The sequence below is a fragment of the Haladaptatus salinisoli genome, assembly GCF_020614375.1.
GTDB classification, from domain to species: Archaea; Halobacteriota; Halobacteria; order Halobacteriales; family Haladaptataceae; genus Haladaptatus; species Haladaptatus salinisoli.
Map to the genome: position 1 here is coordinate 32,917 of NZ_CP085331.1, position 12,659 is coordinate 45,575.

Annotated in this window: 13 protein-coding genes; 7 read left to right on the top strand and 6 right to left on the bottom strand. The window is 51.8% G+C overall.

From position 1 onward, the window contains the following. Window positions 1-17 precede the first annotated feature (17 nt). Window positions 18-419, top strand: a complete 402-nt coding sequence (locus LIX00_RS23375; protein ID WP_227357306.1) for an SWIM zinc finger family protein — start codon at window positions 18-20, stop codon at window positions 417-419. A 552-nt stretch (window positions 420-971) separates the two neighbouring features. Continuing rightward, window positions 972-2,189 carry a hypothetical protein gene (locus tag LIX00_RS23380; RefSeq protein WP_227357307.1) on the top strand — a complete coding sequence of 406 codons (1,218 nt, stop codon included), beginning with the start codon at window positions 972-974 and terminating at the stop codon, window positions 2,187-2,189. A 1,427-nt stretch (window positions 2,190-3,616) separates the two neighbouring features. Here the strand turns inward: LIX00_RS23380 and LIX00_RS23385 are convergent. Continuing rightward, on the bottom strand, window positions 3,617-4,420 hold the full coding sequence (locus LIX00_RS23385) for a DUF8081 domain-containing protein (protein ID WP_227357308.1): 804 nt from the start codon (window positions 4,418-4,420) through the stop codon (window positions 3,617-3,619). 175 nt (window positions 4,421-4,595) lie between these two features. Between LIX00_RS23385 and LIX00_RS23390 the strand changes: the two genes are divergently transcribed. After that, window positions 4,596-5,750: an NAD(P)/FAD-dependent oxidoreductase gene (locus LIX00_RS23390; RefSeq protein WP_227357309.1), complete on the top strand. Its 1,155-nt coding sequence runs from the start codon at window positions 4,596-4,598 to the stop codon at window positions 5,748-5,750. Window positions 5,751-5,951: 201 nt separating this feature from the next. On the opposite strand, the gene LIX00_RS23395 is transcribed toward LIX00_RS23390, so the two are convergent. Beyond that, a complete protein-coding gene (locus LIX00_RS23395) occupies window positions 5,952-6,431 on the bottom strand; it encodes a hypothetical protein (RefSeq protein WP_227357310.1) in 480 nt (159 codons plus the stop codon). 249 nt (window positions 6,432-6,680) lie between these two features. On the opposite strand from LIX00_RS23395, the gene LIX00_RS23400 reads away from it, so the two are divergent. Further along, window positions 6,681-6,932, top strand: coding sequence for a DUF8139 family protein (locus tag LIX00_RS23400; protein ID WP_227357311.1), 252 nt, complete (start codon window positions 6,681-6,683; stop codon window positions 6,930-6,932). A 239-nt stretch (window positions 6,933-7,171) separates the two neighbouring features. Then, a complete protein-coding gene (locus tag LIX00_RS23405; protein ID WP_227357312.1) occupies window positions 7,172-8,923 on the top strand; it encodes an outer membrane protein assembly factor BamB family protein in 1,752 nt (583 codons plus the stop codon). 463 nt (window positions 8,924-9,386) lie between these two features. Here LIX00_RS23405 and LIX00_RS23415 read toward each other — a convergent pair whose 3' ends face one another. From LIX00_RS23415 to LIX00_RS23430, 4 genes are all read right to left on the bottom strand, one after another. Continuing rightward, entirely contained in the window at window positions 9,387-9,647 is a 261-nt protein-coding gene (locus LIX00_RS23415; protein ID WP_227357314.1) for a HalOD1 output domain-containing protein, read from the bottom strand. 417 nt (window positions 9,648-10,064) lie between these two features. Then, on the bottom strand, window positions 10,065-10,445 hold the full coding sequence (locus LIX00_RS23420; protein WP_227357315.1) for a hypothetical protein: 381 nt from the start codon (window positions 10,443-10,445) through the stop codon (window positions 10,065-10,067). 89 nt (window positions 10,446-10,534) lie between these two features. Next, window positions 10,535-10,900 carry a hypothetical protein gene (locus LIX00_RS23425; protein ID WP_227357316.1) on the bottom strand — a complete coding sequence of 122 codons (366 nt, stop codon included), beginning with the start codon at window positions 10,898-10,900 and terminating at the stop codon, window positions 10,535-10,537. 110 nt (window positions 10,901-11,010) lie between these two features. Further along, window positions 11,011-11,250: a hypothetical protein gene (locus LIX00_RS23430; protein WP_227357317.1), complete on the bottom strand. Its 240-nt coding sequence runs from the start codon at window positions 11,248-11,250 to the stop codon at window positions 11,011-11,013. 176 nt (window positions 11,251-11,426) lie between these two features. Here LIX00_RS23430 and LIX00_RS23435 point away from each other — a divergent pair, with 176 nt between their 5' ends. Both LIX00_RS23435 and LIX00_RS23440 read left to right on the top strand, forming a co-directional pair. Further along, on the top strand, window positions 11,427-11,849 hold the full coding sequence (locus LIX00_RS23435; RefSeq protein WP_227357318.1) for an SWIM zinc finger family protein: 423 nt from the start codon (window positions 11,427-11,429) through the stop codon (window positions 11,847-11,849). Between the two features lie 51 nt (window positions 11,850-11,900). Next, window positions 11,901-12,452, top strand: a complete 552-nt coding sequence (locus LIX00_RS23440) for a SprT family zinc-dependent metalloprotease (RefSeq protein WP_227357319.1) — start codon at window positions 11,901-11,903, stop codon at window positions 12,450-12,452. Window positions 12,453-12,659: the final 207 nt, after the last annotated feature.

The window sequence follows — 12,659 nt, forward strand, 5'->3', positions numbered from 1 at the left end:
TGCATGCCTGAAAGACCATGTCAACGAAATCGCCTAGTGAACTTGAAGCTGACGAGACGGCACAGAAACGCGCACAGTGGGAACACTTCTCCTTCGACGTCGATGCCCCCGGACTCATCGACGTCACTAACGAGAGCCACGAGAACCCCGAAGAGCACCAATACGTGGTCTCCATCGACGACGTAACTCATGAGCTGATGGCCTGTACGTGTCCGCACCACATCCACCGCAACGCATACTGTAAGCACATGGCCGCCGTCGAAACCGCAACCGACGACGGAACGCTTGAGGCGTTCCCTTCGGAGGACGACGAGACGGACGAAGACGATGCCGAACCGGCAGAGTGCGACTGTGACGGCCTCGGTGGCTTCCCATGCTGGCCGTGTGTGAGAACGGGACAGAAGGAACTGCCGAACTAACCACCACTCAGCCCTATTTATCCATGTCTCGCCAAGTGACGTTCTCAGATATCACCGACCAGCGAACGCTCGTAGAGAGTATGAGTGTAGCACTTTCAAAATATGAGAACTCACCGTAACACAACAGCCCGCTCAGACCACGAGTAGCTGTCCCAGAAAGATCACCGTTATTAAGAGCGATAGACCGGCCATCGCATAGGCTGGTGGTTCGTGCTTGGTTGTTTTGCGTTCTTGTCTCTCGGGATTCCGCAACCTGGTGTGGCCAGTAAACAGGATCGTGAATGCAACGCCAGCTCGGACGATACTTTCTAAATTCAGCTGAAACTGATTGACTGCACTCAATTTTAGAAGGTTGAATCATACTCGTAGTAGTCGGTTTTGTCAGAAATTAGTGTTGATGATTGACTTGGTTAGTGAAGTTGTTGCGTATTCGTTGTGCCGAGAATGTGGAAATATAGATTTTCTATATAGTGGAAATGTACTCCCATATGAAAAAATTGGCAAACATTAATTAGATTGTTGAAAGTATTGCTAGTCTAGGGAGCATAGATCATGAGTGTCAGAGAATCAGCTAATAACTTCACAGAAACCGTCGCTGGTATTATTCTTAACATCATCAGATTTATCTACGGCTTAGTTGCCTTCATTCTACGTCTCCTGGATTTTGTTTACGTTCGAGTCAAGGATGGCATCGTCGGCAAATCAAATATGAAACGCATGCTTCGGGGGAATATCTCGGTTGCACAAAATGACTTACTAAACTACACGATAGAATATAATCAAGATCGATATGGAGACGGCAACGGTTCTAGAACCGCAAACATTCCAAAAATCAAACAAGCTCTCGAACTGAGTTCTATTGACTCATATGAAAGAGGCTTCGGTGGCTGGACATCTAGTAGCTCATTAAGCCTGCTTCCGTTCTTCAGCAAATATGATTATGAATACACCGATGGCGAAGAGATTGAATTACCGTCGTTACCGCCGTGGGCTGTCTCTGCATATCGACTTCTGAATGAAGCTCAGAAAGACTTCCGTTATCAACCAGCGGATGCTTTGCGTTCTTTCTACTCCGCGAAAAGATATCTCCTACGTGGAAAACTGGACCTCTATCCCGAGCTAAAAACAATCGAAGCAAAGAAGATGCAAGGAGAACTTCAGGATTTACCGGCCTCCTCGCGAAAGAGTTCGATTTCCGATCTGATCTGTGATGAAGACGGAGATCTAAAGGACATCTTGTCAGAGGAGGACATAATCGGTGCAAACGAGATACTCCATGAACACAACATCGACACCTTCGCAGATATCGAAAACCTTCGTGTGAACATTCTCAACTTCGTCTTTAGCATAATCATCATTGCGGTGGGTGTGATTCTCTTTTTCCCATTATTCTCAAGTTTCCCCTCGTCCGGAGCCGACTCCAACCTTAATGCAGTATTATCCAATCCCGAATTTAACTACGAAGCTAGTGTGTTCTTGCTTGCGACCACCTTCGGCGCAATCGGCGCTTCGGTCAGCGGCATCTTGACCCTCAACAAAGAAGGGAGAATCACACAAGCCTCAGAACGAATCCTCGGCTATTGGCTAGCCTTTGTCCGCATTGTCATTGGCGCTGTCTCTGCACTACTTATCACGCTTCTCCTCCAATCCGGGAGCGGCGGTGAGATGTCTCTGACAATACTAATGGGCGTTGCTTTCGCGTCTGGGTTCTCAGAACGACTTCTCCTCTACTCGGTCGAAACTTTCGAAGGAACCGTCGTCGGTCCATAACCAAGCACACCCGAGTTTTTTCGCACATATTCCATTTCAATCACCCCACTCTTATGTTCGGAAAGGACTCTTAGAGGTCGGAGCGGAAGGAAAAGATATTTTTCTGACAGATCGTGTACAATCGACCTGCGGTTGAGCGAGATCTTATTTGTGTCGACTAATTGCCGACGAGTAAACACAAGATACAAGACCTATACTTCCGCAGAGAATCAGGATTACAGTCAAGTCCCATTCAAGTTGAAGCTGTCCAGCTGGGAGGGTGACGGTTTCGTCAAGGTGATCACAGTCGGACTCATATTGGGGTGAAGCCGTTCGACGCTAGCTCTTGAGACCATTCTACCGGTACTACGCTTACCACCTTTCTTATTTGCCATCATTGAACGGAGTAATCTTCACCCAGATTCTCAATCTAGATGTTATCGGGGCAAACTCGCTGCGAGATACGGTTGGTGTCTTGATGAATGAGAACATCGCCAATATTGAAGTGGCTTTAAAAATTACACTGTTAAATACATCCTCTGAATTCAGCACGGCCTTACCAAACTGTCCGTAATTGGGGATTTCAGCAGGGCCGATAGACTGAACATGCGTAATGAACGATCTCAAGCCCTAGCTCAACAACACACCGACTACCACCAGCGCTGGTAACCGAAAGGAAAGCGTCCCGCCCGAATAACCGCTCCTCGTGACCAGTGGACAGTCGGCCGGCAGAAACCAGACGGGGGTGCCCACCCAGCTGCAACACACCGGATTTCATCTGTTTTTCCACTGGACAGACAGCCAGTTGGAGTTCTCTTAACCGTCCTCTTGGTGACACACCGGATTTCCTTTGCTTTTCACCGGATCGACAGTCAACCCCTGCTCCTGACAGTCCCGCTAGTGAGACACCATAGTTCCGTGGTAGACAGCGCTCACTCGACAGTCCCACCGCTACTAAACCTAACACTCTCCTGCTGGTACGGAGAGGACAGTCCACCGGGCTCTCACTTGCTTATCTCTCCTGTGTTGCTCAGTCTTGAACAGTCCCTCCAGCGGGACACCGCCGGAGTCCAGGGCGTGATGGTCGCCAGAGCAGACAGTCTCCTGTTGGTGGCCGGCGCACACGCGCCAGTCGTTGGTGGACAGTCCCACGTGCAGTAACGCCCGCTGTCGCGGGTCGCTTCAATGAAACTGCGGTATCTAACAGCAGACGGCACCCCAGTGGTGGGCTTGAGTTGGCACCCAGATTATGCCGTCACGGCGGCACCTCAGACGGTGCGTGCTCCTGTTAGCACCCGGATCTACGTGAAGACAGTGGGCACCCAATTATTACAGCTGCTGGCACCCCACTTTCGTGGCTCATCTGATTTTGTCGTCCTGTCTCGTAGAGGGACTGTCAGACCTCGTCGCTCTTAGTGACTGTCCTGTGCTGGCTCACAGCCAGAAAGTCATTCCGCTGGTGTTACCTCATGAATTCGGAGCGAATACTGCTCGGGCAAATCCTCAATTCTCATCCGTATCTTCAACACTTGCTCTTGAGCTGCCAATTCCTTCATCACCACACCTTGCGACCGCTCGAACGACGCGTTGCCAGTTTTGATCTCACAGTAATATTTCGCCAGCTCACAGCCATCCCACCCATCTTTCGCCCGGACGACACAGTCCGGTGCCCACCGTTTCACCCCTTCTCGATGGTCAACCGAGATCGGCTTGCCCCTTTCAATTTCGAGAGTCAGCCCGGACGCTAGCTCAGTATCATCGAGTTGTAAATCCTCCTGCACAAAGTAGTAGAGTGCGTGGGGTTTCGATCCGCCTGTCACGATTGCCTCCCCAAGTGCCCCGTAGAGATTCGCACCAACATCGAACGTCCACGTCTCACCATCAGTTGTAGCTGGTTCTGAAATCGATGGTGTGTGATCAGCAAGAAGATAGGCTTCTATATCTCGCGAGTCATTCGTGGGTGCAGCCTGAATTCGCAGTGATCCATCGGCTGCCGATAACTGCTCCGCATACGCTTCTGCATGGTCTCGTGACCCGAAGTCAAGAGTACGGCCATGCGTCGTAATGATCTCCAAGAGTGTGGAATTTACTTCGAGGGCGTTGTCTTTCACTTCAACGGCAAATCCCGTTCGATCGCCTGGTATGATTGGATCAGCGGCGTATTCATTGCTCGCTCTCTCTTCTGGCGACCGCTCAACGAGACGTCCCTTGTCGAATTGCAGTTGCACCGTGTCTGAGTCACGATCGGGCATTGAGTCTCATTTGTCGTCTCTTCATCAAAAAATTCGATGTTCTTCTGAGTCACTAAGTACCGTGAATATGCGCAGTGCTGTATCAACAGTCGTCTATCGCTGTCTGTGCCGTTCTTGTGTCACTGAGTGACCCGTAGCGTTTTGTGCTACCTCTTCGAGTATCCGAATAGAACCCATGCCAACTACTAACGACCGCGTCGTCGTGGTCGGAGCTGGCGTCTCGGGGCTTGCCATTGCCCGCGAACTCGCACCCGATCATGACGTTATCGTCCTCGACAAAGGCGGTGTCGCCGCAGATACTTCCTCCCGAGCATCCGGGATGATTTCGCTTTCGCTTGAACCGTTTCCCGATGAATGGGCGTCGTTCGCCCTATCACAGTTCCGGAACCTTGACGGGCAGGGCGTCTTTTCGTTTACAGAGCGCGAGACGGTTCGTCTCGTTCCTGAGGCGAACGCCGACCTATACACTGATCAAGCACCTGGTGGTGGAAAGTTTCTCACCCAACAGGAACTGGAGCGCAGATTCCCAGAATCGTTCGGTGACCTCTCTGCGTACGGAGGTGGTCTTCTCTACGATGGTACTGGTTACCTCGACGCACTCGACTATGCAATGACGTTGAAGTGGGCCGCAGAACAGAACGGAGCAGGAATCTTCCGCGACCACGAAGTCACGGATATCCGAGTCGAAGACGGTACGGTGATTGGTGTTAAGACAGAGTACGGCGTTATCGACGCCGACCACGTCATCTACGCGACTGGCTGGAAGACGCGCGACCTCCTCGCCGATCACGTCGCACTCCCAGTGAGGCCGCTCCGGTGGAACGCGGTCGTCATCGAACCGGACAACCCACTTCCGGACGACTGCCCCATGGGTTCTGAACCGACGATGCGAATATACTGGCGGACGACCGGCCACGGTAACGTACTCGTTGGCGGAAATGAACACCTCCTCGACGACCCGGAAGGCACACCGATGGGCGTTCAAGAATCGTTCCGCGAAGGCGTGGTTGACGACGTCGCACCGCTGCTCAATGGGGTTGCTGCAGGAACTATCCGCCGAGAAGATTGCTGTCCGTCCGCGGACTGTGCCTCACCCGATGGCCTTCCTATCATCGACACCCCCCAAGAAGCACCGGACGGGCTCGCGGTCGTGACCGGTCTTCACGGCCGAGGCGTTATGCTCTCGCCTGTAACTGGGCGCGCCGTTCGGTCGCTGGTCACCGGAGAGGAACCACCCTTCCCGATGGCGCAGTTTCGGCTCGATCGGTTTGACGACAGATCCGCTGATTTTGATTATCTAAGCCACTGGGGTGCAGGGGAAGACGATTGAGTGCCGTAGTATCTGTTGCTCATCGCACTCAGGAGAATAATCGCCGATTCAACCAAGTGGATTGGGACAAATGAGTCCATTCAGGTGTTCATCTCGTAATCAGAGAGCCCCGAACCGATCGAGACCAAAGGAAGACTCATCGATCTGTGACTCATCATCGGTCGCAATGGGGTATCATTGTTCAGTGTAGCAGGACGGTTATCAACGTGCTTTCAATTGTGTTAAAATCCGTGAAACGACGGCTCCAGTGGAGTATCCGACCAATCCGATGAGTATTGCGAGTAGGAGACCGAATTTAACCCCGTATTCAATGCCACCAAGGAGTTCGGCGTGTGCAGAAGCATATCCGAACCCCAGCATCCGAGGATGGTGATACCGGGTGGAGTTCTCCCAACTGCTAGTAAGGTATCCTACCAGTGGTGGAAAAATGAACCACCAGAGGCTGACGACCCACAGCGAACCGATAGTCGGCCCGAGACCCGCACCTAGCACTCCTGCACCAAAAGCGATTCCGAATGCTAGTATGAGCCAACCGAGAGAAAGACCGACATTCAGCCCAATCACGAATCCACCAGAGGCCAGTACTAAAAGGCCAACCACTGTCACGAGAAGAATAGCCCTGCTCTGGGCCTTTCCGACGATGTGCTGCCGCCAGACCCAACCATCGTCGGAATAGTTCATTATGATTAAGTTTGCAGTTGTAGTCAATAGCTGTTTTGGATAGGTTAATATCCACTATCTGTGCGAACAAAGTGCCAGACTTGTGGCGGGCTGTCATGCTGAATACATTCTCTGAATCGGTCAATGCATTTTCAACCAGTCGAGAAACTGCTGCGATAGGGGTATGAAAACTTCTGCGAATCACTCTTAGCCATCGAATCACACGGATGTCCGATACCGATAAAAACTCACCACACAGAATACCGAGTATTGATAGAGGACGTGCCCCAACCAGCTAGCGACCCCTACCAACTGGGCGACGACGTACAGATCTACGTCTCCGAGACTGATCCCGATAGTGAATACCACGAGAAAGAAGGCACCATCACGGACGTCCTGCAGGACAATCTCGAAGACGAGACTGGGCGCGAACTGGACTTCTACAGCTACCGCATCAAAACTAATGGTGAGGAAAAATATGTCTGGTTCCGGCATCGTGACTTGGTGCCTGTATTACAGTAACCAATTACCGATACGTCCACTGCAATGGCCAATAACGAACGCAAGCCAACGTGGCTACAAATCCAAGATGCACTCAAAGTCAACAAGAATCGCCTTCGCAGTGCGTGGCTCAAGGGAGGTTTTGTGAACCCGCCCAAAGAAGTCGCGCAAGAGAGCGACATCGCACAATTTTCAATATAATTATTTATGAGACTTTTACCTAACACAAAACTTATTACAAAAGTTTCTAACTCCGAAGCATGGCACGACAGACACGACGACGGTTTCTCCAAGCGACTGGTGCAGTAACTGGTAGCGTGTTTCTCGGTAGCGGTGTTGGAAGTGCAACCTCTGCCGGAGCAAACGTTGCATTCGCGCCAGAAAATGCGTGGCCAACACCTGGAGGAACGATTGGAAACACACGAGCAACACACGCAGCAGGACCAACGGGTCCATATCTCCAGACACGATGGAAGGTTGGTGAATCACTATACTCTCCTGGGAGTCCAACTGTTGCAAATGGTATCGTATACTTTAGCGGCACCCCAAGCGATGGAGGGGAAGAGGGAGCAGTATTCGCATATGATACAACCAGTGGGGAACGGTTGTGGAAACAAGATAATGTTCCCACGGAATTCCGACTTCCTTCGGAATCAGGCGCGAATGGCAGATTGGGAGATCCTAACTCGCAACCAATTGTATCTGGTGGATCACTATATATTTCGTGTGATGGGATGGTGCCGCCATATTCTGGCGATGGGTTGATAGGCGTTTATTCGCTGAATGCAACAACAGGGGAGATTCAGTGGCGCCGTGCCGATCTTGGGACACCAGTGATTGGCGTGACGAATGATCGGGTGTATTTTGGAAGTGGCGCCCTTGATACAGCGACCGGTCAGTCGATTTGGGAGATAGATAGTCAAGAACAATTGATGGGTGTCGATGGTAGCACTCTGTATACGCGTGATTGGGACTCCGCGGCTCAGACCACTGTGATTACTGCACGTGATGCTACAACTGGAACGAAACAGTGGCAAGTTGGAAGGGATCTCGGTCGGATAGTGGGGACTTCCATAACTTCAGAAGCAATATACGTAACAAGCCAGTCTCTCGAGGAGGATCCGTCACTAACTGTCTATGCTCTCTCTACAACTGATGGGAGCATCAAATGGCAGTCTCCTGCTCCTGCTCGTGGAACAGCACCAACAATAGAATATTCTCTAAATGGGACAGAGGAACACACTTATACAGTGGATAGAGATCCATATATTAGTGCTCCTGCAGTTGATGAGTCTCGACTATATGTCCTTACTCGTACTTATGCTGATGAAATTATAGATCCAGTTGAACAACCTGATGGGGAGTATCTAGACTCTTATAGTACACTCTATGCGTTTGATCGGTTTACTGGCGATGAACTGTGGCGGTTTGAAACGGCAGCGCAAGCCTTGGCAGCACCAACTGTGGCTGACGATACTGTCTATTTCATGTGTAGATATCATGACTTCCCAAATGAGTATGGCCTCTCTTGGGGTACCCCTGCAATGTATGTGCTTGATACGCGGACAGGTGCAAAAAGTTGGGTCTCTGCAATTGATGCCGATTCTGATTCCTTCATTACGGCTCCGACGGTTGTAGACAAGAGTATCTTCCTCACAGTTCAACCCATTGGAGAGTATCCTGTTATATATGCGTTAGAGAGTACTCAATGTGGTGAATCCATCCCAGACGATGGCCCCCAAACTGTGAGAAATGATCCAGCTACCACAGAAAAGCAAAGAACCCTGAGTAGATCTGGTGCTGCACGGCTAGATCCAGACTCATTTCCTAATGACGTAGAGCCGTTGGTTTCCAGAGAGACACATCCTGCAAACACTGGGACCGTATCGCCACCCACTGATCACTCCTTACTGTCTCCTCGCGATTTTAACTGGCGATCTCCTCTTGCGTTCGTTAGCAGTATCGGTGCAAGTGCCGGTGCCTATCTCACCAGCCACTCACTTCTCAGATAGACGACCCTGTGACGGCCTCAGTGGCTTGTCGTGCTGGCCGTGTATACGAACGGACCGCAAACCATTGCCGAACTAATCCCCGCTCCAGCCCTTTTATCCATGTCACACCAATTGACGTTCTCGGATATCACCGACCAGCGAACGCTCACGAAAAGTGCCAATGCAACAGTCGACGATGCTAACTAAGGTACCTATTGCACCTATTCCTCTGGAGTCCACCAGATAACAACCCGCGGCCTCAACTTCCCCCGCTCGACCTCTCCCTTTTCGTGTAACTCTTCAAGCCGTCGATGCGCAGAGGGCCGCTCGATCCCAAGCGTATCAGCCACCCAGCGAGCGGTTACTGCCGGAAACTCCGACTTGTGTATCGCCGTCAGAATCTCGTCGTCAGTCGTTTCCTCTGCAAATTGACTACGAGTATCGCGCTCTCTCTCGGCTGTCATGGTAGACGGTAGGAGGTCTCCTACTCCACCTTCGCGTGAACCTCGCCATCTTGCCAGACTGTAACGGTCGCCCCCTTAACCGTGAATTCCACTGCTGTAACGGTATTCCCTTCCTTGCTGAAGAGAGCGTCAAGGGAGTCAGGATCGATGTAATCATAGAGTGTCCACTCTCCCGACTCTACGTCAATCCCGTCATGTTCTTCGAGGGCTTTGACGACGATTTCATGGACTTGGACCTTCCCTCCATCGGAACGTCTTTCGCGTGTAGTCGTTACCCACATCCTCACACACCTCATGGAGAACTCTTCTGGCGGATCTAATAATGATACCGGCTAGCAGGATCTTAAGACAAAATAACAAATCTGATACTTGTTGGATGAGTCTGTCGCTCATCTCGCGATCCGTGGCGGCATAGTTAGTCTCAATCTCCGCAAGCAGTTCTTTCGCTTTTGGGAATCCACCAGATCACAACTCGTGGACTCAATTTCCCACGTTCCAACTCACCTCGCTCGTGAAGCTCCTCGAGTCACTGATGCACCGGCCGCTGCTCCATTGCAACCGCATCTGCGACCCACCGAGTGGTCACTGCCGGAAACTCGGACTCACGAATCTCTCGAAGAATGTCTTCGTCACTCGCTTTCTCCGCAAATCGTCCCAGCTCGTCGCGTTCACGCTCGTTTGCAGTCAGCGCGCATCTATCACGGAATTCCGATATGCCGATGCCGAAAGAACAGATAGAGGCATGCAACCGGGACATTAAGCAGCGGAATAACCATGAGATAATAGAGGATGGTCGGCTTCCAGGCAGAGTGATTCCGGACATACTGCCGGTCAGAATACACGGCAACCATCGAGAGAAGCGCAGCTGCGTAACTCACGAGGATGATTCCTCCACCAAGATAGGTAGACAGAAACGCAGAGACAGTAAGCGGGACAAATCTGGCGATACTCATCGTGAAGATTGTCACGACGAGCCAGAGAGCGAAGAGAACAGGAATTGCGAGTATCACGAGCCACCACTTCCTTGACTGAGAAGTCGCATTATATGATGATTCTTCTTTAATTATGGCAGTACCCATCCTTATTATGATAAAATTTGAGAACATTATTCTATGCCTGGTGACTAATAATTCACAGCTTTCCTTGACTCACTATTGTCTTCGCTTTGTTAGTCTACTGGTTGGCGTACTCGTGGGCGGAACGCTGTGATATGGACGATGACAAACGTAAAGAGGAGGACAATTACCCCGAGACCAAGCGTCGTGGCCATTGGATTCTTGACAGTAGTAAATCCCATGACAAAACGTGGAATGAGTGCTCCTGCAACAATCAACGTCACTAACCCACTCATTCCTGCTAGCGCCCTTGCATGCTTGGGGATGAATACGAGTGTTCCACCGACAATAAAGACGCTTCCAAGAGCGACTGCTAGTAACGGATCAAGAACGAGACGGAGCATGTAAGTGACAAGTGCTAACCCAGTAGCAGTTGCAATTACTGTATCAAATCCTATTTCACGGGCGGTATTCTGCATGAATAATATATTCATTAGCCAGATAAATGCTTTCTGTAAAACGATTTCAGGATCGGTGACATTATAAGATGTCGAACAACTAAAGTAAATCCTCCCAAATGACTACGGTATTACTCCGGCCGAATCCAGATCACGCGCCGTGCTTCAGGCTTCTTCTTTCGAATTTCCTCGTTCTCATGCAGCCGACTAAGAACGTTATAGGCCGACCGTCGGGACCATCCAAGCTCGTCCGCGATCTCGCTCGTCATGTAGGGTTCGAGCGGTTTCATGACCTCTAAGACGGCCTCTTCAGTGTGTTCTTGGACATACTCTCCACTCTCATTGCGCGGCCTCTCATCGTTCTCTGTCATACTCGCTCCTTCATTTCCACGTGACATAATCTTATTCCTTGCAGGGAAAACGGTGGTTTTATTACCTATGCCCTATAAGGAATAAGCAGGAAGAACGGTGTCCTCGAGCGTGTGTAGAAACGCGCCGGGTGCTGGAACACCCGGCACTGGTCTTCCGAAACCTACGTTGAAAGACCATGAGTACGAAATCACCTAGCGAACTTGAAGCTGACGAGACGGCACAGAAACGCGCGCAATGGGAACAGTTCAGTTTCCGCGTTGAGGCCCCCGGTATGGTCGACGTGACCAACGAGAGCCACGATACCCCCGCTGACCACCAATACGTCGTGACGCTGGACGACGTGACGGGCGAGGCAATGGCCTGCACGTGCCCGCACCACGTTCACCGGAGCGCGTTCTGCAAGCACATGACTGCTGTTGAAACCGCGACTGACGACGGGACGCTCGACGTCTTCCTATCGGAGGACGACGAAGAGGACGAGGAGACCGATGAGACGGACGAAGACGACGCTGCACCGGCAGAGTGCGACTGTGACGGTCTGAATGGCTTCCCGTGCTGGCCGTGCGTCCGCGCGCGTCGTAAGGAACTGCCGAACTAATCATCTGTCACACCATCTAATTTTATGGTACGACAATCGAAACTATTGGATATGGTCGCCCAGCGAACGCTGACCGAGTTCGCGGCTAGTTCGACCGAACGCGCGGACGACACACCGACGACTGAACGGGACCTGCTTGACCGAGCGCAAGCACACACGGCGGACGTCGCCGCTGCGCATTTCCCTGACCTGCCGATTGATGCGATTGCGTGGGAAGTGTCCCACCGACGACAGCGGTCAGCAGGGGCGACGACATATGACCCTGCGAACGGCGAGATAACGATCTCGCTCGCATGGGATGCATTCGAGCAACACGGCTGGGAGCAATTCAGTTCGACCGTGCGCCATGAACTGATTCACGCATGGCAGTATCACGAGTTCGAGGAAGCGGACCACGGCGAGACGTTCGCCCGCTGGACCGACGCCCTCGACACAACCCAGCACTGCGAGCGGTTCACATCGCCGAACTGGTGGGTGATTTGCGAAGATTGCGGTGGACGACTCGCACGCTATCAGCGCTCGAAGGTCGTGAAACACCCTGAGAAGTACAGCTGTGGCGACTGTGGCGGGGCGCTGCGGGTCGAGGAGGCTGCCGGACAATGAGGACAGAGTATCGTTGTCCCCGCCGTCTGCGAGTTGTTGGGTCTCTAACGGTAGCTGGCCCGTCGCGGGTCTCTCTGGGTCCGTGCGAGCATCAGGTCGCCACTCCCGACGAAATGCTTGAGATGGGCGATCTGCACCCACCACGGCCTGATGTGTGGGTGACTGACTTCCTCGCTGACTCTCACTGACTCCTGCTGACGCTTTCGG

What these genes read in the sequence shown, in the direction of transcription:
- LIX00_RS23375 (WP_227357306.1), top strand. Translation starts at nt 18, where the DNA reads ATGTCAACGAAATCGCCTAGTGAACTTGAAGCTGACGAGACGGCACAG.
- LIX00_RS23380 (WP_227357307.1), top strand. Translation starts at nt 972, where the DNA reads ATGAGTGTCAGAGAATCAGCTAATAACTTCACAGAAACCGTCGCTGGT.
- LIX00_RS23385 (WP_227357308.1), bottom strand. Translation starts at nt 4,420, where the DNA reads ATGCCCGATCGTGACTCAGACACGGTGCAACTGCAATTCGACAAGGGA.
- LIX00_RS23390 (WP_227357309.1), top strand. Translation starts at nt 4,596, where the DNA reads ATGCCAACTACTAACGACCGCGTCGTCGTGGTCGGAGCTGGCGTCTCG.
- LIX00_RS23395 (WP_227357310.1), bottom strand. Translation starts at nt 6,431, where the DNA reads ATGAACTATTCCGACGATGGTTGGGTCTGGCGGCAGCACATCGTCGGA.
- LIX00_RS23405 (WP_227357312.1), top strand. Translation starts at nt 7,172, where the DNA reads ATGGCACGACAGACACGACGACGGTTTCTCCAAGCGACTGGTGCAGTA.
- LIX00_RS23415 (WP_227357314.1), bottom strand. Translation starts at nt 9,647, where the DNA reads ATGTGGGTAACGACTACACGCGAAAGACGTTCCGATGGAGGGAAGGTC.
- LIX00_RS23420 (WP_227357315.1), bottom strand. Translation starts at nt 10,445, where the DNA reads ATGGGTACTGCCATAATTAAAGAAGAATCATCATATAATGCGACTTCT.
- LIX00_RS23425 (WP_227357316.1), bottom strand. Translation starts at nt 10,900, where the DNA reads ATGCAGAATACCGCCCGTGAAATAGGATTTGATACAGTAATTGCAACT.
- LIX00_RS23430 (WP_227357317.1), bottom strand. Translation starts at nt 11,250, where the DNA reads ATGACAGAGAACGATGAGAGGCCGCGCAATGAGAGTGGAGAGTATGTC.
- LIX00_RS23435 (WP_227357318.1), top strand. Translation starts at nt 11,427, where the DNA reads ATGAGTACGAAATCACCTAGCGAACTTGAAGCTGACGAGACGGCACAG.
- LIX00_RS23440 (WP_227357319.1), top strand. Translation starts at nt 11,901, where the DNA reads ATGGTCGCCCAGCGAACGCTGACCGAGTTCGCGGCTAGTTCGACCGAA.